This is a genomic window from Haematospirillum sp. H4485 (assembly GCF_012102745.1).
GTDB lineage: Bacteria > Pseudomonadota > Alphaproteobacteria > Rhodospirillales > Rhodospirillaceae > Haematospirillum.
Genome location: NZ_JAAVSY010000001.1, coordinates 58,201 through 79,514 on the forward strand (window position 1 = coordinate 58,201; position 21,314 = coordinate 79,514).

Genomic DNA, 21,314 nt, shown 5'->3' on the forward strand with positions numbered 1-21,314 from the left:
CCGTGGTGTCAGGATATGGCTTCAAGGATGGTGGCAATGCCCTGGCCGCCGCCGATGCACTGTGTCGCCAAGGCGTACTTGCCGCCTTCGCGTTTCAGGACGCTGGCTGCCTTTCCGACAATACGGGCACCGGTTGCCCCCAAGGGGTGCCCCAGGGCAATGGCACCGCCATCAAGGTTGATTGATTTCGGGCTTAGTCCCAAATCGCGGATACAGGCGAGGGACTGGCTGGCAAACGCCTCGTTCAGTTCAACAACGTCGATATCCTTGACGGCCAGTCCCGCGCGGGACAAGGCTTTGCGGGTTGCTTCCACCGGCCCGATTCCCATGATTTCCGGTGCACATCCTGAGACGGCAATGCTCTTCAGTCGGGCAACCGGGGTCAGGCCATGCTTCATGGCATAGTCCTCGGAACAGACCAGAACCGCTGCGGCCCCGTCGGTCAGGGGGGAAGACGTGCCCGCTGTCACGGTTCCCTCTGCATTGAACGCCGGCTTCAGGCTGGACAGGGTTTCCAGCGAGGTATCCGCCCGGATGCAGCCATCGCTGTCAACCACGTCACCTTTTGGCCCGGTTATACTGACAATCTCATCCTTGAAAAGACCAGCCTTGCGTGCCTTCTCAGCTTTTGCATGTGAGGTGACGGCAAACTCTTCCTGTTCCTTGCGTGTAATCTGGTATTTTTTGGCAACATTTTCGGCGGTATCCCCCATGCTTGCAAAAACCTGGGGCATTTTGCGGTACAGTTCCGGATGGGGCATGGGATTGAAGCCCATGATCGGAACGCGGGTCATGCTTTCGACCCCGGCACACAGGAAGGCTTCTCCGGCGCCCAGCTGTATGGCACCGGCTGCCTGATGGATGGCCTGCATGGATGAACCGCAGAAGCGGTTGACGGTCACAGCGCCGATTCCCTGTGGCAGTTCAGCGAGGAAGCCGATGATCCGTGCGATGTTGAAGCCCTGTTCACCTTCCGGGAAGGCATTGCCGACAATCAGATCTTCCAGGTCTTCCGGTTTGACGCTGCTGCGCTTTACCAGAGCCTTGACAACCTGTGCTGCCAAATCTTCCGGGCGTACCTTGGTCAGTCCGCCTTTGCCGGCAAGGTGAAAGGGAGACCGGGCATATCCGGCGATGACAACATGTCTGATACCCATATTTCTGTTTCCTCCACGGAGCATGTCTGCTTCTTGGGCTGATACCAGCCTGAAGTCAGGATGTAGCGATGCCTGTCTGTGTATGGTCCAAGGCCGTCTGTGTGATGTATTCTTGAGGCATTGAGGGTAGCTTGAAGCCGTTAGAGGGGTGGTTGTTCCTGACCGCTCTTGGCAGCCTCTTCGGCAACCAGCTCTTTCTTGGACAGCTTGCCAACGGGGGTCTTGGGCAGTTCATCCCGGATTTCGATACTTTTTGGCATTTCTATTTTCGATACCTTGTCACTCAGGAAATCTTTCAATTGTTCCGGCGTGATGTCGCCTGCATTGTCGCGCAGCCGTACGAAGCATTTCGGGGCTTGTCCGCGATAGGGATCGCTAACCGCAATGCAAACGGCTTCAGCAACATCCGGATGCAGATACAGGGCCTCCTCGATGACACGTGGGTATATGTTATACCCGCCGGCCAGAATCACATCCTTGATCCGGTCCACCAGATAGACGTACCCATCATGGTCAATAGTTCCGACATCGCCGGTGTGGAGGCGTCCGTCCCGAATCGATCGGGCGGTTTCCTCGGGGCGGTTGTAATATCCCTTCATGACTTGGGGCCCGATGATACATACCTCGCCTTTTTCCCCTCGTGGCATCAGGGTATCATTGCCATCCAGAGAGCGGATTTCGATCCGTGTGCCGGGCATGGGGATACCTATGGACCCCGGCTTGTTGATCCCGACCATCGGATTGCAGGTAGCGATGGGAGAACTTTCGGACAGGCCATATCCTTCCACCGCAACGCAGCCAGTCAGTTTCTCGAACTGCAGCTTGACCTCAACCGGCAGCGGCGCCCCGCCGGATATACAGGCCCGCAGGGATGACAGATCATAGCGCGACAGATCCGGAGCGTTCAGGATGGCGGTGAACAGGGTGGGTACTGCGACCATCAGGGTTGGTTTGCTCTGGTTGATGGTTTTCAAAAATCCCTTCAGTTCGAACCGGGGGAGCAGAACCAGTTCGGCCCCGATAGCCGTTCCCAGGTTTTGCAGGGCTGTCATGGCAAGAACGTGAAAGAACGGAATCACGCACAGCAGTTTTTCCTGCCCCATGCGAACGCCCGGAAACCAGCGTATGGCCTGCTGGCAGTTTACCGCCAGGTTGGCATGGGTCAGCATGGCTCCCTTCGGGATTCCGGTGGTGCCCCCTGTGTACTGCAGGACTGCGACGTCCTCGACCGGGTTGACGGGGATACGCCGGAAATCGCCTGCATTGTCGGTCAGGTGATCAAACCAGATCGTCTTGTCGTCGTGATCAACCGGCGCTACCTCGGCCCGTTTCAGGGCTGCAAACAGGAAACCCTTCAGGGGTGGTAAAATGCGGCGCATCGGGCAGACAACAATGCGGCTGAGCGGGGTGTCCTTTTGCTCCAGCACGTGTCGTACCTTGGGGTACAATTGAATCAGGTCCAGCGTGACCATGATCTGTACGCCGGCATCCCGTACCTGATTGGCAATTTCACGTTCTACATAAAGCGGGTTGAAATTCACCACCGTGCCGCCGGCTTTCAGGATGGCAAAGTACAGGATGGTGTAATACGGGCAATTGGGCAGGAACAGGCCCACGTTTGTGCCTTGGCCTACCCCCAGGTCCTGCAGGCCGCGGGCCGTGCGGTCAACCAAGGTTGATGCATCCCGGTAGGTCCAGGTTCGTCCCATGAAATGAAGGTAGGGGAGGTCGCCATAGTTTTGTACCGAACGATCCAGCGCCGCATACAGGGGCTCCGGGGTAAACGGGCTGTCCCAGTCCACATCCGGGGTATGGTGGCGAACATCGGCCGCAGACAGGGAAGACAGGGCGGCTGTTGTCTGGACGTCAGGCGTCATCGCAGAATCCCTTGGCATCGACGGGGAGCGGGGAAACAGTAACAGGCGTATGCGCATGGGGTGGTACAACGCCTGTCGCTGAAGAAAGAGGAATCACCCCCGGCCCATGCCGGGGCAGGGGTGCTCCTTCCGGTCAGAACCGGGCGGTCAGGCCAAGCGTGACAATATTAACCGATGTATCGAATTTGCCCCGTAATACGTCGGGAGCGGCGGGGTTTCCTGCGGTCTTGCTGATCGGTGCCTTGCCGGTCCAGATATGGGTGTAGGCGCCGGTCAGGTTGATGCTGTCGGTGATGGCATAACCTGCCCCGAGCGAGGCCCAGACCCGGTTGGAGTCTGGAATACGCGGGGTGCGGTATCCATCCGGTACCGGGGCTTCATCAAAGGCAACGCCAAAGCTGAGATCCAGCTTGTCGGTAGCCTGATAGTTGGTGCCAAGGGCAAAGAACCACGTGTCTTCCCAGTTTTCCGGATTGACCGTATCGGCGCTGCCATTCGCTTTCTTGACGCGGGTTTCATCAAACAGGGACCAGTTGGTCCATGCGGCTTCCCCCATGACCGCCCACGCCGGGGTAATGTTATAGGTGATCCCAAGGCTGAGCATGTCGGGTGTGGTCAGCTTTACGCTTCCCTTGGTGCTGGAAAAATTTGTATTTCCGCCAAGCGCCCCCATGTTGGAAAATCTTACATCACCCTCCAGCGTGTGTTCGATGCGTGACTTATAGGCAATGCCAAGGCGTGTGTTGGAAAAGGGCTGTATCGTTGCCCCCATCGTGTAACCAACAGCCCAGTCATCACCGCTGAGTTCCGTGTATCCTTCACCGGCTTCGCCAAAGGCAGTGTTGTTTATTGCAGTGGTCAATGTGGCGTCGGCTTTCTGGATGTTGATGCCACCACCAACAGACACCCAGTTGCTGATACGATAGGCAACCGTGGGCTGGACGTTGATTGTTTTCAGCTCGCTCTTCAGGGCATGGAAGCGCCCTTGCCACCCGCTCTTGTAGTCTGTTTTCAGGCCATAGGGTGCATTGATCCCCAAGCCGAACTTGAGGTCATTGCTGTGGGAATACAGCGCATACAGTGATGGGACCAGTTCCAGCCCCCCGGCATCACCGCCGTCATTGCTTCCCAGTACAGCAGTGCCCGCCACCGTCGAGCCATTGTTCTTGAACTTGGCGGACGGGATGACAAACGACATATTGGCCTGCGCAGCATGCCCCGACAGACGGGTCAGTCCGGCTGGATTGAAATAGATTGTGGACAGGTCCCGTGCGCTTGAAGTGGCGCCGGCAAATGAACTGCCTTGCCCGGCTGAACCCTGTTCCCGCAACTGGAAGCCTGATGCCGCCGCGTTCCCTGCCGCAAGAGACAGGGCCAGTGCCGGAGCAAGGGACAGGCAAGCACGTGATATACGATAGCGTGATTTCAAGGTAACGGACATATAACTTCCCCCCTGGATGCTATACGATCTGTTCGGGCTCCCCCATGGTGCATGGCCCCGTAACAGCTTCGCCTCTGGCTCACGGTATCTATGCGGGTAGTTCCGTCAAGTATTTTCGTACTATGCGTGTTCTCTTTGCATGTCGTGCAGCATCGGGATGCTTGTATTTGTACTGGACAAGATGATGTGCACAATGGATGTTTACAGTCATGATTGACCCTGAACTTCTTGATCTTTACTCGGCGCGCATGAAAGTGTTGGCGGCCTCGATGGCTGACGCTGTTGTCGTGGATGCTGCGCATGCGGTTGTGCAGCGCCGCAGCCCGCTGTGCGGCAGTCAGGTGACGTTTTCTGTTGTGCTTGATTCGGCCGGGCGGGTTTCTGCCCTTGGCTATGATGTCCAAGCTTGTGCTCTGGCTGCAGCAGCGTCGGCTATTGTCGTGTCTGCGGCTCCCGGACTTTCTTTATCCGATCTCTGTGCTGTTCGTGATCAGGTCAAGGCCATGCTGAAGGGACAGGATGTCGTCTTTCCCGGTGGGCGCTGGGCGGATCTTGACATCCTGCGTCCGGCAGAGGTTGTGCCGTCCCGCCATGGGTCGGTGATGTTGCCGTTTGATACCCTTGTCGATGCCTTTGCGCAGGCCCTGGACGCACACTCTCTCGACAATCCATAATACTGCCTCTTGCAGGCAAGGTGTGCGTATCCTACACATAGGGCCCGGCCTTTGCTTTCAGACCCTTGCCAACGGAATCCCCACCGATGAGTCGTCTTGTCCTTGTTCTCCGTCATCCCTGTCTGAAAGACCTGTACCAGTTCTGGTTACGTTTGTGCGATGACGAGACACTTCCTATGGCCGATAATCTTGATCCGTCTGCCATGCGTCCGTGGCTTGACGATCTGGCCGTTGTTGATGTGGCCCGCAACGAAGACGGACAGTTGTCCTACACCTATTGTGGACGTGGTTTGCTTCCTGTCTTCGGGGCTGATCCAACGGGTTGCCCTGTTGATGACGAGGTTACAGGCGAGGGGCCGGCACAGGCACTTTGCGACGATTACGATCAGGTTGTGCAGGAGCATATTCCCTTGGCGCGCGTCTGTGGTGGGATGTCCGAAGACAGCGACCATGCCTGGGAGCGGCTTGTTCTTCCTCTGTTCAGTGGAGAGGGACAGGTGGAGAAATTGTTGTTGTCTGTTTATCGTCTTTCCCCGCCCGCCGGAGCCGTGGTTTCCTGAAGCCATCTTCCCCTGACCCATATTTCAGAGCTAGCTGCATGACCATAGACCAGTTTCCTGCTGACCAGGCAACAAGCCGGGAAGACATTGTTATTGTGCGGGACGCCATGACGGCCGCAGAGTTCAATCTTTGGTGCGCGCTTCAGTCCCGGCCCTATCGCCTGGTGCAGAATGTATGGCCAGATGGTGTGCTGGAGTGGGATGTTGAATACAAGCCAGGACGACCCGAGGCTGCCATTGTCTATGGGACGGGCCAAGAAGAGGAAGCCTTGGCTGTGATTGCCGCCTTTGCCTTTCTGGCTGGCGTAGAGTGTCACGACCCTGTCGCTGATGTAGAGGATATCGCTTCCGTCGATAGTCTGGAGACATCTGAGCCTGCTTTGCCGTCTGCTGATAGCTGCAATGCAGAGGATAATCCCGAAGTTGGTGTATATGACCCAGAGGATCCGGAACCGGAAGAAAATGTGGGGGAATACAGCATCCCCGATGATCCTGTTTCTGTTGAGTGTACGCATGAAGTTGACAGCGATGATGGCTATCATGCTCCTGCCTTTGATGTCTTGCAGTCTCCCCCCGTACGCGATGGAGAGGAAGCCGACGAAACTGTTCTGGCCGAGCATGCGCGGACCCTGGAGACGGTTCTGAAGAATTTCAAGGTTCGCGGCGAGATCATGGAGGTCAAGGCCGGGCCAGTAGTGACGCTGTATGAGTTTGAGCCTGTGCCGGGGACCAAGTCCTCGACAGTGATCAATCTGTCTGATGACATCGCCCGTTCGATGAGTGCGGTAACAGCTCGTGTTGCTGTTGTCCCCGGGCGCTCGGCCATCGGGATTGAGCTGCCCAACGAGGAGCGGGAAACTGTCTGGTTGCGCGAGATGCTTGAGTCCCCCGCTTTCGGAGCTCATGGCGGTCGGTTGCCGTTGGCCTTGGGTAAAGATATTGGTGGGGATCCGGTAGTCGTTGATCTGGCCCGGATGCCCCATCTCCTGATTGCCGGGACGACGGGATCCGGCAAATCGGTTGGCATCAACACCATGATTCTGTCGCTGCTGTACCGTTTGTCGCCGGAACGGTGCCGTTTGATCATGGTGGATCCCAAGATGCTGGAGCTGTCTGTTTACGACGGTATACCGCATCTCTTGACCCCGGTTGTTACCGATCCAAGGAAAGCTGTTGTGGCCCTCAAGTGGGCAGTGCGGGAGATGGAGACGCGCTATCGCAACATGGCTGCCGTCGGGGTGCGGAATATCGAAGGTTACAACGAGAGGGTTCGTGATCTGGCCGCACGGGGGGAGCAGGTTACCCGCAAGGTTCAGGTTGGTTTTGATCGTGAGACCGGCGAGCCGGAATTTGAGGATCAGATTGTTGACCTCTCACAGTTGCCCTACATTGTGATTGTGGTCGATGAAATGGCAGACCTGATGCTGGTTGCCGGAAAAGAAATTGAGGCCACGATCCAGCGCCTTGCTCAGATGGCCCGTGCTGCAGGTATTCACCTGATCATGGCCACCCAGCGCCCCAGCGTCGATGTAATCACCGGCACCATCAAGGCCAACTTCCCGACCCGTATCTCGTTCCAGGTCACCAGTAAAATTGACAGCCGCACCATCTTGGGCGAGCAGGGCGCTGAACAGCTCCTCGGCCAGGGTGATATGTTGTATATGGCTGCGGGTGGGCGTATCACCCGTGTGCATGGGCCCTTTGTATCAGATGCCGAGGTGGAGCGTGTCGTGCGCCACATCAAGGACTTCTGTGGTGAGCCTGATTACCTGCACGCCATTACCGAAGAGGGAGATGATCCGGATGGAGATTCCTCTGACGGGGCAGGGTCTGTCTTCGACAACACGGCCTTGGGTGAGGGGGGCTATGACGATCCCTATGACCAGGCGGTTGCACTGGTGATGCGCGAGCAGAAAGTATCGGTCAGCTTTATCCAGCGCCACCTGCAAATCGGCTATAACCGTGCTGCCCGTATTGTCGAAAAGATGGAAACAGAAGGAATTGTCAGCGCTGCCAACCATGTCGGGAAGCGTGATATCCTTGTTTCGGCCAGCCGTTATCTGGCTGGCCGTGACGATGGCTCCAGCACGCTGTAGCCAGAGTGTTGGGGGCTTATCCCTGTTGCAGGAACTCCAGCACGTGACCGATAAATGTTCCCGGGGCTTCAGCGTGTGGCCAGTGCCCGCACCCGTCCATACGGACCAAGGCATGATACGGGAACAGGGCCTGAATGCGTGCTTCGCCCCTTGAGGTCACGTAGCCTGATTGTCCACCGACAAGAAACAGGGCCGGGTTTCTGTACGGGGATGTTTCAACGGTCGCGGGGAATGCGCGGATGGCATCCATGCTGTCATCCAGGGTCCGCAGGTTGATCTGCCACTTCAGATGGCCCCTGCTTTCGTCTGTGACCAGGTTTTGGGTCAGGAACTTGCGCAGGGATTCCTCCGGGATGGCATGGGCCAGTTGAGCCTCGACTTCGGCGCGGCGCGTAACGCCGACAAGGTTTACTGCTTCCATGGCCTGAATATAGGTGCGATGTTCGGCGCTGCCGTAATCGACGGGTGCAATATCGACGACCAGAAGGCGCTCCACGTGCTCTGGATGGTGAAGAGCCATGGTCATGGCAATCTTCCCCCCCATGGAGTGGCCGAGCACAATGGCTTTGTGCAGCCCCTGCCTGTCCATCCACTCCATGACAGTGTTTGCCATGGATACGTAGTCAACCGGGCCATCGGTCCATGGGCTGTTTCCATGATTGGGCAGATCAAGGCAGAAGACGTGGTATCCGTGACCGGACAGGGTCCGGGCAATGGATCCCCAGTTGCGGCCAGATCCGAATAAGCCGTGCAGGATAATCAGCGGCGTTCCAGCGTGGCCATGGTCTGTGTGGGCAAGTAACATGAGAAAAGCTCCGGGGTCGTTCAGGGTTGGGGGCGGGAAAAGACCCAGGTCGTGGTGTCCGAGCGATCCGGAACAAAGCGGTAGCCACCATCATTGAAACGCTTCAGGTCGTCGGCCTGTTCCAGGCGATTGATAATCATATAACGGGCCATCATGCCCCGTGCCCGTTTGGCCATCAGCCCGATGACACGGCTTTTGCCGTTTTTTTCCTCGTGAAAGGTTGGCGTGATGACCCGGGATTTCAGCTCGGCTCCGGCGGCCTTGAAATATTCGGCGGAAGCCAGATTGATGAGAACCGGCTGCGGCTGGGCTTGTACGTCCCGGTCCAAGTGTGGCGCGATGCGGCCTTTCCAGAAGGCATATAAATCCTGCCCCCGTTCGTTGTCCAGACGGGTTCCCATTTCCAGGCGATAGGGTTCAATGGCATCCAGCGGCCGAAGGACCCCATAAAGACCGGACAGGATACGCAGCCTGTCTTGTGCCCACTCCAGATCGGCTTGGTTCATGGTGCCGGCTTGCAGGCCAATGTATGTGTCGCCGGCAAAGGCAAGAACAGCGTGTTTGGCCTGCTCCTGGCCTTCTGCCTGGCCCATATGCTGGAAGCGGGCGTAGTTCAGGTCTGCCAGCCGATCGGAAAGCTTCATAAGCCGGCGCAAGTCATCCGGAGTCAGGCGTTGTGCCCGTTTGGCCAATATGGCTGTATCCTCGGCCAGAACAGGCCGGGTTCGGGGCAAATGGGGTGGAGGGGCGGAGAAGTCCAGGTTTTTGGCCGGAGAAAGAACGGCAAGCATAAGCACCAGCATCTGTGGATTGGAAACGCAACGTGTATATTTGACTGTGAAAGACGCCGGGGGCAAGCCCCGGTCATGATCACGGTGCGTGTTCTATCAAGCGGGCCGTATGGCGGGCGATCATTAGTTCTTCATCGGTGGGAATGGCCCAGACAGCAATGAGGCTGTCATCGGTACTGATGCGCAGGGCATGGGTTGTATTCGCCGCAGGGTCCAGCTTGATTCCCATCCACGATACCAAGGCGCAGATCCGTTTACGGATTTCGGCCGAGCGTTCGCCAATGCCGGCTGTGAAAACCAGGACATCAAGCCCGCCAATTGTTACCGCAAGGGCCCCGATTTCCTTGGCGGCCTTGTATACGAACAGATCAATGGCTTCCTGTGCTGCCGGAGAATCACTGTCCAGGAGTATTCTCATGTCATTTGACAGGCCGCCGGAAACACCGAGCAGCCCGGACTCCCGGTACAGCAGTTTCTCCAGTGACGGTACATCCAGTTTCTCTTGCTGCAAAAGGTGCAGGATAATCCCTGGGTCCAGGGAGCCGGGGCGCGTGCCCATCATCAGCCCATCCACGGCCGTAAACCCCATGGAGGAATCAATGGCAACCCCGTCTTTCATGGCGCACATGCTGGCACCGCTGCCAAGATGTGCAGCAATAACCCGTCCCTTGGCCCGTGTTGGTTCCAGCTCAGCAAGGCGGCCTGCGATGTATTCGTAAGAAAGCCCGTGAAAGCCGTAGCGTTTGATCCCGGCATCCAGATAGCGTCGGGGCAGGCCAACCAGTGATGCTTCCGGGCGTTTATGGCGGTGGAAGGCGGTATCAAAACAGGCAATCTGTGGAAGCTCGGGATACAGCTTTGCCAAGGTTTCAATGGGGGCGAGGTTGTGGGGTTGATGCAGCGGGGCCAAGGGAACAAATGCCCGCAGTTGCCCCAGAATAGCGGGCGTTACCCGTACCGGGGCATCATGGAGCATACCCCCGTGTACAACCCTGTGCCCGGCAGCCCGCAGGTGCAGCTGATTTCCTTCTGTTGCGTGAATCCAGTTGATCAGGCGTTGCAGAATGTCCTGGTGTGTTCCGGAAGGCCACGCTTCGTCGGCAACCGGTTCACCAGAACGGTTTCGGGCAATAAGGCGGGGTGTAATACCGGTTCCTATCCCTTCAACCTGTCCATGGAGTTTTGGTGCAAGGGAACGGCCAGCCAACGCAAAGACCGTGAACTTGACCGAAGATGAACCCGCGTTGAGAACCAGGATGCCTTCTTCAGCCATGACCTAGCCAACCCCCGTCACGAGTTTTTGTTTTCCTGTGCGCCGGGCCTGGGCATAGCGTGCCGCGACCACACAGGATGCCAGACGTGCCTTGGCGCTGTCGGCCCTGCTGGTCAGGATAATGGGGACCCTTGCCCCCAGAACAACGCCGGCGGCTTCGGCCTCAGCCAGATAGCACAGCTGTTTGGCCAGCATGTTGCCGGCCTCCAGATCCGGTACCAGAAGGATATCGGCATTGCCGGCAACCGGGCTGCTGATGTTTTTGATGCGGGCGGCCTCGCTGGAAATAGCGTTGTCAAATGCCAGGGGCCCATCCAGGATTCCGCCACGAATCTGACCACGGTCTGCCATCTTGCACAGCGCGGCGGCTTCGATGGTTGACGTGATTTTGGGGTATACCGTTTCGACAGCCGACAGGATGGCAACCAAAGGCTGCTCCACACCCATGATGCGCACAAGGTCGATGGCATTCTGGCAGATATCGGCCTTGTCTTGCAGCGACGGATAGATATTGATGGCGGCATCCGTGATAAACAGGGGCTTGGGGTAGGCTGGCGTATCAATAATATAAACGTGACTGATCCGTCGTCCGGTGCGCAGGCCCGTATCACCTTTGGCCACTTCGTGCATCAGTTCATCTGTGTGGAGGCTTCCCTTCATCAGCGCTTCGCATTCCCCTGTGCGACACAGGCCGACAGCCGTAGATGCGGATGCATGGGAGTGTTCTGTATCGATGATCCGGCAGCCATCAATATTGATGCCAAACTCCCGTGCAATAGACCGGATTCGTTTTGATGGCCCGATCAGCACAGGGGTGATCACGCCATGCTTTGCAGCATCCATGGCTCCGGTCAGGGATACCTCGTCACAGGGATGACATACAGCAACTTTGACGGGTTCGGTTGCTTGCGTGGTTTCCAGAAGCCGGCTGAACACGTGGCTGCGTCGCCGCACCGTTATTTCAGGAAGTGGGTCTGCTGAAACAGTTACTTTCTCGATCGGCGCTTCTACCGTTGCGTAGCCTTCCACAACCATTTCATGGCGCTGGTTTACACCTTGGCAATGAAAGACGATGATATGCTCATCTTCCCTTTTTTCCGTTGCCGTCAGCGTCAAGGTCAGAGTGTCACCCAATTCCACCGCCCTGAGGAAGCGCAGTGTTTGCTCCCGGTACACAGTTCCAGGGCCGGGAAGTTCATTGCCAAGCAGGGACGAAAACAGGGAGCCTGCCCACATGCTGTGCCCGCTGACCTTGCCGTTCTTCAGAAGCTTCGCAGCCCATGCATCATCAAGATGTGTGGGGTTATGATCAGAAGACATGATTGCGAATACTTCAGCATCTTCCCGGGTCAGGGTACGGGTCAGCGATGCTGTGTCACCGATACAAATTTCGCTGAACGTACGGTTTTGCAGCGTGATGCGCATGAAATATTTCCAGTTTTCCCGACGATTCCTGATCATCTACAATGAAGCGGGCAACAGGCAACGTGCAAGCGCGAAATGGTTACAGACTGTCACGAATCCAGGTACCAGAACTTGAGAAGACAAGGTGTGATGGGCACAATACCTGTCTTGGCACAGTGTTCTGGATTATACCCTGCATGATGGATCTTGATGATGCGATCGACTTTCTGCCCGAGCCAGCCGGTACCGGCGTTGCTGCGGATGGATTGATACCGCTTCCGGCAGAAACAGATCCTGCCATGCAGGACGCATGGAAGGTCCTGGTTGTTGATGATGACGTCGAGGTTCATCATATCACACGTATTATTTTCAGCGATTTCAGTTTCCGCAGTCGTCCTGTCCGGATGCTGTCGGCATACTCGGCCCGTCAGGCAGTCTCTCTCCTCGAGCAGAACCGCGATGTTGCGCTGATGCTTCTTGATGTTGTCATGGAAACCGAGAATTCGGGCTTGGAACTTGTCTCGCATGTTCGTGATATCATGAAGCTGGATGCCATGCGTATTGTGCTGCGGACCGGACAGCCCGGGCAGGCGCCGGAGCGGGATGTCGTGATGCGTTACGACATCAATGACTACAAGTCGAAGACAGAGCTGACGGCCCAGAAATTATTGACCCTGACTATTTCGGCATTGCGTGCCTATGAGGCTATCGAGGCACTGGAAAACAGTCGTCGTGTTCTGGCTGACAGCAATGTGGCGCTGGAGCAGATGGTAGAGGAGAGAACACGGGCCTTGTCGGCAAGCGAGGCTCATTACCGTGCGGTTCTTGACGCTGTTCCGGAAGGTGTTCTGGTCACGGACGACCAAGGTACCATTCTTTCAGCAAGCCCTGTTGCCTCTGCTATTTTTCGCTCGTCGTCCCTGGTTCACAACGGTCTTTCGTTGAAGGACCTGGTTGCTCCTCCGCACAGTACGGATGTTCTGCGTACTTTGGCCGAGTGCCGCGCCGGTCGCGTTATGCCGCAGCAATGGACGGAAGCCCGCGAGGTAACCGGGCAACGTCCGGATGGGTCTGTCTTCCCGATGGATCTGTCCATCAGCCGTATGGAGCATCAGGGCACTCTGGAATTCGTTGCAACCGTGCGTGACGTGACCCAGCGCCACCAGTATCAGGAAACCCTGCGTCAGGCCCGCCTGGATGCCGAGCAGGCCGCACGGGCAAAATCAGATTTTCTGGCTGTCATGAGCCATGAAATCCGGACACCCCTGAACGGTATTCTTGGTATGGCCCAGATCTTGCGCGATGATCTGGATGATGAGCACCTGAAGGAACTGTCCGACCTGATTTTACGATCCGGTGAATCCCTGCTGAAAGTTCTGAATGACATTCTGGATTTCTCCAAGCTTGAATCGGGTCACTTTGATCTGGAGACAGTGCGTTTTGTGCCCCGTGACATGATCCGCGATGTGATGGCGTTGATGGCAGGCGCTGCTGCCGAGAGGGATATCAGTCTGTCATGGGATGCCGAGGGGCCTGTTGATCTTCCGGTCTTTGGTGATCCATCCCGGCTGCGGCAGGTGTTGCTCAATCTTTTGTCCAATGCCCTCAAGTTTACAGAAAAGGGATATGTGTGCCTGCATGCGGAAGCGGCTGTTGTTCCTGCAGAAGAGGAGCATGCTGACGATGATTATGGATCCATGTTGCTGGATCTCCGTGTTGTGGACAGTGGTATTGGCATTCCGGATGAACAGATCGATCGTTTGTTCGAGCACTTCTCGCAAGCAGATAGTTCCATTTCCCGGCGTTTCGGGGGTACGGGCCTGGGGTTGGCCATTTGTCGGAAGATTGTTGGGGCGATGAATGGCCGCATTACCGTGCACAGTCAGGAAGGGCAGGGATCATCCTTTACGGTTCGGGTCATGCTGCCGTGTGCTCCGACAGAGGATAGCAACCCTGATCGCGTAGAGGGGGCAGATGGTCGCTCCCATACCCTAGACTATACGATCCTTGATCACCTTGATCGTGCTCTTGGTTCCGAGCAGGTGGATGCGTTGCTGGATATTTTCCTGGATGATGTCCGGGCCCTGTGTGGTGGAGCAAGCACCAGGAATGGTACGTTGTCCGTTGCCGATCTTCAACTGACAGCCCGTCGTATGGGGTGTCAGAAACTGGCAGAGCTTCTGGTTGCTGGTGGCCCGGACGGGGTTGTTCTGAGGCAGGCTCTTGATGAAACGCTGGGTGCATTGGCCCTGCGTGGCAAGCAGCGGTCCGATCTTTCTCCGCTCACACATATGTGATCAGTATGACTCCCTGATTTTGTTAGACTATCGCGTCCGCAGGCTTGAGATCTCAGTTTGAGCAGGGGGGGATTTCATCATGAAAAGTGCAACTGTAACCGCAAGCAGTTCCAAGGTTCCCGGTGTTTACCCGGACTCTGAACTGTAGCGGCCGGTGAGGTTCTTTCCTGTGGGCGTGCAGATTTTGGATACAGGCCTTGCTCCTTGTTCTATGGCCGGAATTGGGTTCAGGCCACAGCATTGTACTGACCTTGTCAAACTGCGTGGGTGTGAGAGGTCCATTCCGGGATGGTTGGAAATTCATCCCGAGAACTATTTGATGGACGGTGGAAGTTTACTGGCCGGACTGTATCAGATTGCGGATCTGTGGCCCCTCTCCTTTCATTCAGTAGGGCTGTCGCCCGGGTCATCCTGTGGGGATGATCCCGCATTCCTCTCACGCATATTGGCATTACATAACCGCTTCAAGCCGTGCCTTTTTTCTGTCCATCTGGCGTGGAGCCGTCATGATGCTGCCTATTTTCATGATCAGCTTCCTGTACCGTTGACGTATGAGACCCTGGAAGTGGTGGTGCGTAACGTTGATACACTCCAACAGGTGTTGGGGCGGCCTGTTCTGGTTGAGAACCCGTCCCGTTACCTGTGGTTTCGCCATTCGGTTATTCCGGAGCCTGAATTTCTTGCAGCCTTGGCACACCGGACGGGCTGCCGGTTGCTGCTTGATCTCAATAATGTGGTGGTCAGCTGCCACAATATGGGGCTGGACTACCAGCTGTGTATGCGATCGTTTCCACTCGACCTGGTGGACGAGATCCATGTCGCCGGCCATCATCACACGGTTCTGGACGATGGACGGATACTGAAGGTCGATGATCACGGCAGTCGTGTGTCATCTGCTGTCTGGGATCTTTTGCGACAGGTTGTTGCGATACGGGGTGCGCTCCCAGTCTTGGTGGAGTGGGACAACAACATCCCCCCCTTGATTACGCTTCTGGATGAAGTCGTTGTCGCACGGGATATCCTGCTTCAGGAGGAGGATGTCCGTGCCTGTCTTTCCTGATCGCTTGGCCCCGCCTTGGGCGGATTTGCAAGCGTGTTTTGCAAAAGTAATGCTTGGGCAGGACGACATCCGGCATCACCTTGATGAATGGCTGGAGGGACCGGGGCTGTCTGTTTATTGCAGCAGGATTCTATCTGTTCAGATCGATGCTATGGCAGCTGTTTTTCCTGCTGTGCGCCGCGTGGTTGGCGCAGATTGCTTCCAAGGTTTGGTTAGAGCCTTTTTCAGGGCTTATCCGGTTCATGTTCCGTGCTTGCTTGATGCTGGAGATGGGTTTCCTGCATTTCTGGGTGAGCAGGACAGCGTGGCTGGGACGCCTTGGCTGGTCGATGTGGCGGCCCTTGAATGGGAGTGTCATCGTGTCAGCCGGCATGCAGAAAGCCCCTGTCTTGATATTGCAAGCCTTTCAGGCCCCATTGATGATCTTATTTTTGTTCCACGTACAGCGTCGTGCCTGTTCTCGTCCTTGTGGCCGATCAGTGCCATTCGGTCGGCCAGCCTGCTACAGGATATGTCCACTCTTTCTCTTGGTGATGGGCCCGAGTTTCTGTTGCTGGTGCGGCCTGGCGACCAAGTTCTGGTGGAAAATGTTGGTCAACCTGGTTCTGTGTTTTTGCAGCGGTGTTTTTCCGGTGAATGTTTCGGGCAGGCTGCATCGGGTGTCTTGGCGTCACACCCGGATTTTGACTTACAGGCTTTTTTGATCAGGGCGCTGGACGGGCAATGGTTTGCTGGAGTTCGATTTCAGGGATCTGAATGATGTCTCTTACTAATTGATTGATCAATTTTTTGATTGTTATCTCCTGATGCGCAATTCTCCGGTGGTATGCGGAACAACTCTTTTCTAGTGAAAGAATTCTCTTTCGTCTTTAGCATGTATTTTTGGTACCGTTGGACGACGCTGCGGGCGTATGTATGTCCGCTTGGCTGTGGGAAAGGCCGTTCCCGTGCGCCAGAACAGGTCTGTTATTGTTATCATGCTTTCTGCCTTGGGCCTTCTTGTCCTGTGGACAATCTGGTTCGAGTGGCAGAGTCATGGCCGCGCGCTGGAATCATCGCGCCGGGAGGCCGTGGCGATGGTTGGGGCGTCTGCTGCGGCTCTTTCGTCTTCCCTGCGGGCGGTCGATGTGGCCCTGATTTCGGCGCTGTCTGTTCTGGAGGCAGGCAGTTTTGACGTTCAGTCACGCTATGCCAGCATTGTATCCCAGTTACGCCGCCATGCCATGTCTACTCCTGCAATTGATGATATCCTGGTCTTTGACCAGAATGGTGATGTTGTTTTTCACAGTGGTTACGACATTCTTCCCCGTCTCAATGTTGCAGACCGGCAGTATTTTCGTTTCTTTGCTGATGGGTTGAACGAAGGCAATGACGTCCTGTTTGTCGGCGACCCCGTAACCGGCCGTATCAGCGGCGAATGGTTTATTGCCATGGCGCGCCGTTTGTCCAGTCCTGAAGGGGCATTTTCCGGAGTAATCCTGGCAACAGTCGGGACGGTCCCTCTTGCATCGCATGTTCGTTATCTTGCCTCACGAACCGGAGCGTCTGTTGTCCTTGTGACAGGAACGGGTGCGGTGGTTGAGGCCGAAGTGCCTCCCCAGCGTAACAACTGGACAGGGCGCAAGGTGTATAGCCTCCCTCTGGGCCCATTGCCGGTAGAAGAGTCCCTGCTGGTCGATACTGTTCTTGAGGATGAACAGTGGATGACGGTCATACGCCGGGTCGATGATCTGCCGTTGGGCCTGATCTTGTCCCGGCCATGGTCGGTTGCCTTGGCAGAGTGGTACAGCACCCTTGTCCGGGAACTGTTTCTTCTTTTCGGAGCGTTGGTCGCCCTGTCCCTGCTGTGGTGGCCACTTTCCCGGGCCATTGCAGATCGTAACCGTTTGTTCGAGCTGTCTCCGGATCCGGTGTGCATTCTGGATCCAGAGGGTGCTTTTGTGTCAGTCAATCCTGCGTGGGGGTATGTACTGGGGGTAGAACCGGGCAGTCTGCTCCGTAAGTTGTTATCGGACTTTGTTGTTTCCGATGACCGCAAGGCATTTCATGATGTTGTCGCTCGTTTGATCGAGGGGGCAAGGGTTGAGGAATTTGTTGTTCATGTGACGGGGGCAGGGGGTAACAAGACGCCCCTGTCCTTTACGGCGGTCAGTGACAGTGCCGGTATTTTCGCGATAGCCCGTAACATCAGCCGCCGCCTTTCGGCTGAAAGTGCCTTGCGGCAAAGCGAGCAAAGGTTCCGGGATGTTGCTGAAGCATCAGGGGAATTTGTTTGGGAAGTTGATGCGGCCGGTTGCATCGTCTTTATGACGGAGCGCGTGCAGGGTGTTCTTGGTTATCGCCCGCCCGATATGAAGGGCTGCCTGTTTGTCTCTTTCATGCGTGGAGAGACCCGGAGGTTTCTTGAGTCCTCCCTGGGGCGCTTGACAGGATTTCGGATGGAAGCCGATGCTTCACGAGCCGATGGAACATCTGTTCGCTTGCGTTTGTCCGGGCTTCCTATTCTGACAGAGGATGGCCATCTGAATGGATTTCGGGGAACGGCCCTGGACATTACGGAAAGTTACCTGGCACGTCAGGCTCTGCAGGACAGCGAGGAGCGGTTCCGTACCATTGTCAACACCGTTGTTGATGGGATTATAACAATCAATGAGAAAGGCAAGGTTCTGTCTGTCAACCCTGCAGCGGAAAAAATGTTTGGTTATGCGGCGGCTGATATGATGGGCCACGATGTCTCCATGTTGATGCCAGAGCCTTATGCCGCTCATCATGGGACCTATCTTGCTGATTATCTGGAGCACGGCCTTCCCAAGGCTATTGGGATGGTTCGCGAGCTGGAGGCCAAACGAAAGAACGGGGAGCTTTTCCCGGTTGAGCTGGCTGTCAGTGAAGTCTGGATTGGTGGTGTTCGTCTCTTCATTGGTGTGGTGCGTGATATTTCCGAGCGCAAGCGTGTGGAGAGAATGAAAAGCGAGTTCGTATCTACAGTCAGTCACGAACTAAGAACGCCCTTGACGTCAATCCGTGGATCACTGGGGCTGGTTGGTGCTGGTGCGGCCGGTGTTCTTCCCGAGAAGGCGAATGAGCTGATCCATATTGCCCATTCAAACTGTGAGCGTCTTATCCGGTTGGTCAATGACATTCTGGATATCCAGAAGATAGAAGCAGGGCGCATGGTCTTTGACATGCAGGTTATTGACTTCTCTGATGTCATAAGGCGATCCATTACGGATAACGAGGCTTTTGCCAACCAGTACAAGGTCAAGGTTATTGCTGCGGCCTTACCAGACCATGTCATGGTGCATGGGGACAGGGACCGGCTTTTCCAGGTTGTGACAAACCTTCTGTCGAATGCAGTCAAGTTTTCTCCATCTGGCGGTGCGGTCAACGTTGGCGTCCAGTTGTCAGGACCAATGGTGCACCTGACGGTAGAGGATTTCGGCCCCGGTATTCCTGAAAGTTTTCGTGATGATATTTTTCAGAAGTTTTCACAGGCCGACTCCACGGATCGCCGCGCCAAGGGAGGGACCGGACTTGGCTTGTCCATTGCCAAGGCGATCGTCGAGCATCACGGTGGACACATTGGATTTCATTCAGTTGAAGGGCAGGGAACAACATTTTATGTTGATATTCCGGCTGTTGGTGATTCCGGGCGTGCGCAACCGACAGGACATGGCAAGGAGGGTTCATGGTGACCCTGCAGCGGGTGCTTTACGTGGAAGATGACCCTGATATTCAAGCCATTGCCACTCTGGCCCTGGTCGATGTCGGAGGATTGAAGGTAACGGCCTGTTCATCGGGAGACGAGGCACTGTCTGCTTTTCCTTCGGCAGATCCTCAGATTGTTCTTCTGGACGTCATGATGCCGGGTATGGATGGTCCGGGTACCCTGCAAGCCTTGCGGAAGCTTCCCGGCGGTGATCGTGTTCCTGTTGCTTTCATGACAGCCAAGGTTCAGTCGCACGAAGTGGCCCGTTACCTTGATATGGGAGCGGCTGGTGTTATCAGCAAGCCGTTTGATCCTATGACATTGGCCGAACAGGTCCGGACAATCTGGCAGCGTGCGGAGGGCATATGACCGAAGGCAAGCTGCGTGATTTGATCATACGCTATGTCCATTCCCTTGATGCACGGCGTGTATCGATGCAGGAAGCCGTTGACCATTTTGTGTCGCTTGCCGAAAAGGGGAAGGATATCCGTCGTGATCGTTACTTTGCTGATTTCCGGCGTGATTCTCATCAGTTGGCCGGATCTGCCGGCAGTATGGGGTTTGCGGCGCTCGGGCGTGCGGCCATGGCGCTGGAAGTGATGATCAATGCATTGGTCGAGCGTCAGTCTTCACCTTCTGTACGTGATATCCGGCAGATGCGCGCTTTGTTCGAGCGCGTTGTTCTGCGTATGGAAGCAACCAATGCGGAAGACAGTACCCTTTTTGCCCTGTCTCATGACGGGACAGAGGATGCACCATCAGGACAGCCCCGTATTATTGCGCTTGTATCCTCTGCGCTTGGGGAGTTCACTCGGTTAGCTCAGGAGCTCCACCCCTTTGGTCTGGAGCTGTCCCTGTGCAGTAACCGTGATTGTTTCATGATGTTGCTACAAGACAACCAATTGCGGGCTGTGTTGATTGACAGGCATTCTACAGTATCCGGGCTTTCCGCTGATCAGGTTCGTGCCCTGTGCCCACCTTCTGTGTCCTTGGTTATTTTATCGGACAAGATAGATCTGCGGTGCCGTGTTGATGCGTGGCATAACGGTGCCGGTTCTGTCATCGACATCAGCAGTGGTGGTGCCGAGGTTGTTGATGCCATAGAGCATGCAGCCGGTCCTATTGGTTATGCCGTACCGCGTGTTCTTATTGTTGATGATGACGAAGCCATTTTGGCTGTCTGCGAGCACGTGCTGTCCGAGGTTGGTATTTCGTGCGAAACATTGCCGCACGCCGAAAATATTCTGGATGTGATCAGTGTGTTCCGGCCAGACTTGCTGGTCATTGACCGGCATATGCCTGACTTTAGTGGTCTTGAGGTTGCAGCCGCTATACGCCAGCAACCCGCTTATACAAACTTGCCGCTGATTTTCCTGACGCGGGATGACAATCTGGAATCACGCATTGATGCCATTCGGGCTGGTGGAGATGGCTATGTCACCAAGCCGGTTGACATGGAGTATCTGATTGCCTTGGTGCGGCAGCGTATTTTGAGATCCCGGCAGTTACAGGGTATGATCAGTCGTGATGGCTTGACCGGTCTGCTCAATCACGCCGCTTTCTACAAGCGCCTGGAGGTGGAGATTGCACAGGCCCACCGTAGCGGTAATCCGCTTTCCGTCATGCTTCTTGATCTTGATTATTTCAAGAAAGTTAATGATACGTGGGGGCATCCGGCTGGTGATGCCGTATTGCAATCCTTGGCCCGTCTTTTGCGCCAGCGGTTACGGTCCGGTGACCTGTGTGGTCGTCTTGGTGGAGAAGAGTTTGCCATTCTACTGACTGGTACCAAGGGGTCCGATGCCCTGCGGGTGGGGGGGGAGCTTCTGGATGCCTTCCGTGACATTACCCATCACAGTGGTTCGGAAACATTCACCCTCACATTCAGTGCCGGTGTGGCGGAACTGACAGCAGGTATTGCTGCGGATCAGCTTCTTGCTTCTGCAGATCGTGCGCTTTATGCCGCCAAGCGTGGTGGTCGTGCGCAAGTATACCGTGACGTCGATATCTCGCCTGACTGACATCCTGTCCTTGCTTGTCTGGTGGTATCTGTGCTTCCTTTACGCCTTGGGGTATGTATGGGTGGGCGAGGCACTGTGTTCTGGTTCGTTGATGTAGGTGAGGGTGCATTTTCGTCGGGTACTTCTTGTCAATTGCGTGAGCATTTGCT

Annotated in this window: 16 protein-coding genes; 9 read left to right on the plus strand and 7 right to left on the minus strand. The window is 55.8% G+C overall.

Features of this window, described 5'->3' with window-relative positions; translation table 11 throughout:
• Positions 1 to 8: 8 nt before the first annotated feature.
• The 3 genes from HEQ61_RS00260 to HEQ61_RS00270 all read right to left on the minus strand — a co-directional run bounded on the left by HEQ61_RS00260 (position 9) and on the right by HEQ61_RS00270 (position 4,475).
• Positions 9 to 1,151: a thiolase family protein gene (locus HEQ61_RS00260; RefSeq protein ID WP_168019191.1), complete on the minus strand. Its 1,143-nt coding sequence runs from the start codon at positions 1,149 to 1,151 to the stop codon at positions 9 to 11.
• Between the two features lie 146 nt (positions 1,152 to 1,297).
• Positions 1,298 to 3,034, minus strand: coding sequence for a long-chain-fatty-acid--CoA ligase (locus HEQ61_RS00265; protein WP_245183031.1), 1,737 nt, complete (start codon positions 3,032 to 3,034; stop codon positions 1,298 to 1,300).
• Positions 3,035 to 3,167: 133 nt separating this feature from the next.
• The gene (locus tag HEQ61_RS00270) at positions 3,168 to 4,475 is read right to left on the minus strand and encodes an OmpP1/FadL family transporter (protein ID WP_168018580.1); all 1,308 of its coding nucleotides are present in this window, start codon (positions 4,473 to 4,475) and stop codon (positions 3,168 to 3,170) included.
• A gap of 209 nt (positions 4,476 to 4,684) precedes the next feature.
• On the opposite strand from HEQ61_RS00270, the gene HEQ61_RS00275 reads away from it, so the two are divergent.
• From HEQ61_RS00275 to HEQ61_RS00285, 3 genes are all read left to right on the plus strand, one after another.
• The gene (locus HEQ61_RS00275; protein WP_168018582.1) at positions 4,685 to 5,149 is read left to right on the plus strand and encodes an iron-sulfur cluster assembly scaffold protein; all 465 of its coding nucleotides are present in this window, start codon (positions 4,685 to 4,687) and stop codon (positions 5,147 to 5,149) included.
• An 86-nt stretch (positions 5,150 to 5,235) separates the two neighbouring features.
• Positions 5,236 to 5,709 carry a PAS domain-containing protein gene (locus tag HEQ61_RS00280; protein ID WP_168018584.1) on the plus strand — a complete coding sequence of 158 codons (474 nt, stop codon included), beginning with the start codon at positions 5,236 to 5,238 and terminating at the stop codon, positions 5,707 to 5,709.
• A gap of 107 nt (positions 5,710 to 5,816) precedes the next feature.
• Positions 5,817 to 7,805, plus strand: a complete 1,989-nt coding sequence (locus HEQ61_RS00285) for a DNA translocase FtsK (RefSeq protein WP_415877244.1) — start codon at positions 5,817 to 5,819, stop codon at positions 7,803 to 7,805.
• Positions 7,806 to 7,821: 16 nt separating this feature from the next.
• Here the strand turns inward: HEQ61_RS00285 and HEQ61_RS00290 are convergent, their stop codons facing one another.
• From HEQ61_RS00290 to HEQ61_RS00305, 4 genes are all read right to left on the minus strand, one after another.
• Positions 7,822 to 8,610, minus strand: a complete 789-nt coding sequence (locus HEQ61_RS00290; protein WP_168018588.1) for an alpha/beta fold hydrolase — start codon at positions 8,608 to 8,610, stop codon at positions 7,822 to 7,824.
• A gap of 20 nt (positions 8,611 to 8,630) precedes the next feature.
• Positions 8,631 to 9,401: a peroxide stress protein YaaA gene (yaaA, locus tag HEQ61_RS00295; protein WP_168018590.1), complete on the minus strand. Its 771-nt coding sequence runs from the start codon at positions 9,399 to 9,401 to the stop codon at positions 8,631 to 8,633.
• A 79-nt stretch (positions 9,402 to 9,480) separates the two neighbouring features.
• Positions 9,481 to 10,674 (minus strand): acetate/propionate family kinase, encoded by a 1,194-nt coding sequence (locus HEQ61_RS00300; protein ID WP_168018592.1) that lies wholly within the window; start codon positions 10,672 to 10,674, stop codon positions 9,481 to 9,483.
• 3 nt (positions 10,675 to 10,677) lie between these two features.
• Positions 10,678 to 12,099, minus strand: a complete 1,422-nt coding sequence (locus tag HEQ61_RS00305; protein ID WP_168018594.1) for a bifunctional enoyl-CoA hydratase/phosphate acetyltransferase — start codon at positions 12,097 to 12,099, stop codon at positions 10,678 to 10,680.
• 176 nt (positions 12,100 to 12,275) lie between these two features.
• Here HEQ61_RS00305 and HEQ61_RS00310 point away from each other — a divergent pair, with 176 nt between their 5' ends.
• The 6 genes from HEQ61_RS00310 to HEQ61_RS00335 all read left to right on the plus strand — a co-directional run bounded on the left by HEQ61_RS00310 (position 12,276) and on the right by HEQ61_RS00335 (position 21,165).
• Positions 12,276 to 14,375, plus strand: a complete 2,100-nt coding sequence (locus tag HEQ61_RS00310; RefSeq protein WP_168018595.1) for an ATP-binding protein — start codon at positions 12,276 to 12,278, stop codon at positions 14,373 to 14,375.
• A 211-nt stretch (positions 14,376 to 14,586) separates the two neighbouring features.
• Positions 14,587 to 15,435, plus strand: coding sequence for a DUF692 domain-containing protein (locus HEQ61_RS00315; protein WP_168018596.1), 849 nt, complete (start codon positions 14,587 to 14,589; stop codon positions 15,433 to 15,435).
• Positions 15,419 to 16,195 carry a putative DNA-binding domain-containing protein gene (locus HEQ61_RS00320; protein ID WP_168018597.1) on the plus strand — a complete coding sequence of 259 codons (777 nt, stop codon included), beginning with the start codon at positions 15,419 to 15,421 and terminating at the stop codon, positions 16,193 to 16,195. Before HEQ61_RS00315 ends, HEQ61_RS00320 begins: the two co-directional genes overlap by 17 nt.
• 151 nt (positions 16,196 to 16,346) lie before the next feature.
• Positions 16,347 to 19,130: a PAS domain S-box protein gene (locus HEQ61_RS00325; protein WP_168018598.1), complete on the plus strand. Its 2,784-nt coding sequence runs from the start codon at positions 16,347 to 16,349 to the stop codon at positions 19,128 to 19,130.
• Positions 19,124 to 19,513 (plus strand): response regulator, encoded by a 390-nt coding sequence (locus tag HEQ61_RS00330; RefSeq protein WP_168018599.1) that lies wholly within the window; start codon positions 19,124 to 19,126, stop codon positions 19,511 to 19,513. The genes HEQ61_RS00325 and HEQ61_RS00330 overlap by 7 nt, the downstream gene beginning before the upstream one ends.
• Positions 19,510 to 21,165, plus strand: a complete 1,656-nt coding sequence (locus tag HEQ61_RS00335) for a diguanylate cyclase domain-containing protein (protein ID WP_168018605.1) — start codon at positions 19,510 to 19,512, stop codon at positions 21,163 to 21,165. The genes HEQ61_RS00330 and HEQ61_RS00335 overlap by 4 nt, the downstream gene beginning before the upstream one ends.
• Positions 21,166 to 21,314: the final 149 nt, after the last annotated feature.

What these genes read in the sequence shown, in the direction of transcription:
- HEQ61_RS00300 (WP_168018592.1), bottom strand. Translation starts at nt 10,674, where the DNA reads ATGGCTGAAGAAGGCATCCTGGTTCTCAACGCGGGTTCATCTTCGGTC.
- HEQ61_RS00275 (WP_168018582.1), top strand. Translation starts at nt 4,685, where the DNA reads ATGATTGACCCTGAACTTCTTGATCTTTACTCGGCGCGCATGAAAGTG.
- HEQ61_RS00285 (WP_415877244.1), top strand. Translation starts at nt 5,817, where the DNA reads ATGACGGCCGCAGAGTTCAATCTTTGGTGCGCGCTTCAGTCCCGGCCC.
- HEQ61_RS00335 (WP_168018605.1), top strand. Translation starts at nt 19,510, where the DNA reads ATGACCGAAGGCAAGCTGCGTGATTTGATCATACGCTATGTCCATTCC.
- HEQ61_RS00290 (WP_168018588.1), bottom strand. Translation starts at nt 8,610, where the DNA reads ATGTTACTTGCCCACACAGACCATGGCCACGCTGGAACGCCGCTGATT.
- HEQ61_RS00280 (WP_168018584.1), top strand. Translation starts at nt 5,236, where the DNA reads ATGAGTCGTCTTGTCCTTGTTCTCCGTCATCCCTGTCTGAAAGACCTG.
- HEQ61_RS00325 (WP_168018598.1), top strand. Translation starts at nt 16,347, where the DNA reads ATGTATGTCCGCTTGGCTGTGGGAAAGGCCGTTCCCGTGCGCCAGAAC.
- HEQ61_RS00315 (WP_168018596.1), top strand. Translation starts at nt 14,587, where the DNA reads ATGGCCGGAATTGGGTTCAGGCCACAGCATTGTACTGACCTTGTCAAA.
- HEQ61_RS00265 (WP_245183031.1), bottom strand. Translation starts at nt 3,034, where the DNA reads ATGACGCCTGACGTCCAGACAACAGCCGCCCTGTCTTCCCTGTCTGCG.
- HEQ61_RS00330 (WP_168018599.1), top strand. Translation starts at nt 19,124, where the DNA reads ATGGTGACCCTGCAGCGGGTGCTTTACGTGGAAGATGACCCTGATATT.
- HEQ61_RS00305 (WP_168018594.1), bottom strand. Translation starts at nt 12,099, where the DNA reads ATGCGCATCACGCTGCAAAACCGTACGTTCAGCGAAATTTGTATCGGT.
- HEQ61_RS00270 (WP_168018580.1), bottom strand. Translation starts at nt 4,475, where the DNA reads ATGTCCGTTACCTTGAAATCACGCTATCGTATATCACGTGCTTGCCTG.
- yaaA (WP_168018590.1), bottom strand. Translation starts at nt 9,401, where the DNA reads ATGCTTGCCGTTCTTTCTCCGGCCAAAAACCTGGACTTCTCCGCCCCT.
- HEQ61_RS00310 (WP_168018595.1), top strand. Translation starts at nt 12,276, where the DNA reads ATGATGGATCTTGATGATGCGATCGACTTTCTGCCCGAGCCAGCCGGT.